Source organism: Actinophytocola sp. (assembly GCF_036402745.1).
Taxonomy (GTDB): Bacteria; Actinomycetota; Actinomycetes; order Mycobacteriales; family Pseudonocardiaceae; genus Actinophytocola.
Map to the genome: position 1 here is coordinate 1 of NZ_DASWSJ010000107.1, position 2,115 is coordinate 2,115.

Annotated in this window: 2 protein-coding genes; both read left to right on the plus strand. The window is 72.1% G+C overall.

Annotated features, from left to right (window positions below; all coding sequences use genetic code 11):
- The first annotated feature begins 241 nt into the window (after positions 1–241).
- Positions 242–1,258 carry a MerR family transcriptional regulator gene (locus VGD70_RS10275; protein ID WP_331080486.1) on the plus strand — a complete coding sequence of 339 codons (1,017 nt, stop codon included), beginning with the start codon at positions 242–244 and terminating at the stop codon, positions 1,256–1,258.
- Between the two features lie 136 nt (positions 1,259–1,394).
- On the plus strand, positions 1,395–2,115 hold a 721-nt coding region (locus tag VGD70_RS10280), incomplete at its 3' end, for a hypothetical protein (RefSeq protein WP_331080484.1).

The following is a 2,115-nucleotide window of genomic DNA, read 5'->3' on the forward strand; positions in this document are numbered from 1 at the left end:
GTCGGCATTGGGACCGGGGAGCCTTCGGGTGTCTGCCATCTCGAGACCGCCTCCTTGGCCCACTCGAAGTGGACTGCTCCATTCGGCTTAACCTTGATCCACCGTAGAACCGCGCCAAAACTTGTTCAAGGGGTCTGGCACCAGAAACCTGTTAATTCAACCGATGGGTGATCGCGGGGTGTCCGAGCACTCACCCCCCGGAGTTGCCGAGGAGGCTCCGTGAACGGACGATGTCCGCGTGATGACGCACCCGGAGCACTCCGCCGCCGGCGAGCAGGAAACCGGCGCGCCAGAAGAAGATCCGGTCGCGCAGCTGGTGTTGTCGGTGGCCGCGGTCGCCCGTCGGCTCGGCGTCGCACCGGCGACTTTGCGGACCTGGGACCGCCGGTACGGCCTCGGTCCCAGTGATCACACGACCGGGCGACACCGCAAGTACGCGCCGGGCGACATCGCCAGACTGGAGCTCATGCAGCGGGCGCTGCTGCGGGGCGCGTCGTCGGCCGAAGCGGCGAAGTACGCGTTGACCGCTAGGGTGCCCGTGCCTCGATCGCTCACGCCGTCGACGCCGGCACCGGTCCCGGTGCTCACCGGCGGCGAGTTCGAGGCCGGGCGGGCCAGCACGGGCGGCCGGGGCCTGAGGATGCCGGGAGCGAGCCGCCGGGCGCGGGGGCTCGGCCGGGCCGTCCTCGCGATGGACTCGGCCGCCGCGCAGCAGATCCTCGCCGACTCGCTCGACGAGGACGGCGTGATCACGACCTGGGACGAGGTCGTCCGGCCGTTGCTGGGCGCGATGGCCGCGCGGTGGGAGCACTCGGGGGCGGGTGTCGAGGTTTCACACCTGCTCGACGAGTGCGTGCTGGCCGCGATGATCCGCGTGACGCCCATCGTGACCACTCCCCGCAACCACCGGCCGGTGCTGCTGGCGTGCATGCCGGACGAGCGCCACAACCTCCCGCTCTACCCGCTGGCCGCTGTGCTGGCGCAGCGCGGGATCGGGATTCGTCAGCTCGGAGCGGCCCTGCCGACGGAGGCGCTGCGGTCCGCCATTCGGCGTACCGCGCCCGCCGCGGTGGTGCTCTGGGCGCAGCTGCCGCGCTACGCCGATCCGGGGGCGCTGGCCGCGTTGCCGCGAACGAGGCAGCAGGTGCGGGTGTTCATCGGCGGTCCGGGCTGGGAGCGCAACGTCGCACCTCCGACGGCTGAACGGGTGGACGACCTCGCTGCCGCGGCCGCGGCGATCGAGCGATCAGTCTGTTGATCTTCTTCCACGGCTTGGTCCGTCCGAGCCGAAATGAGACGGGTATGAGGCCCGCATGCACCCGTCCGGCCCAATCGGCCCAGTGGTCCAAGATCGACTCAACGTGACTGTCGGTGGTGCCCGGCACGATGGCGCCGTGGACGACCAACTACGACGGGCCGCGTTCGGCGACCGCCCCGAGACACCCGTTTGGCACGGCCTGGCGGGCGGCTCCCCGCGCGAGCGGTGGCTCGCATCCGTGGTCCTCGGCGGCCAAGGGCACTACGCGGCGGCGTCCACCGCCCTCACCGCGCTCCTGGCGGACCGGGACCGCGTCATCGCCTCGTTGGCCGCGTCCACGCTGGCGTCGCACCGCCGCCAACTGGGCGGCCACCAGGCGGCACGGGTGCTGGACGCCAGGGCGCTCGCCACCGCGCCGACCACGAGCAGGGCCGATCCGGACGGCGTCGACGCCGCGGGCGCCTGGGCGGACGCGTTGCTCGGACTGGCCGCAGACGCCATCGGCGCAGGTCGGACGGCTGAAGCCCGGCGCTTGCACGCCAGGGTCGAGCCGGTGGGCTGGCGGACGCGGGTCCGGCACGGCTGGGTCGCGGCCGAGATCGAGCTGGCGGAGGGTAGGGCGGAGCGGGCCATCGCGCCTGCTGAGACGGCCGCCGCGGTGGCGCGCGAGGCGGGCGCGCTGCGCCACGTGGCGAAATCCGACCTCGTCCTGGGGGCCTCGTTGGTCGTGTGGGGGACCCCCGACGGGGTGGCTCGCGGGGTTGAGCTACTCGAGTGTGACCTAAATCACATCACCAACCGAGGCCTGCTCTCGTTGTTCTGGCCGACGGCACTCGTCCTGGTCGGTCATGACCCAT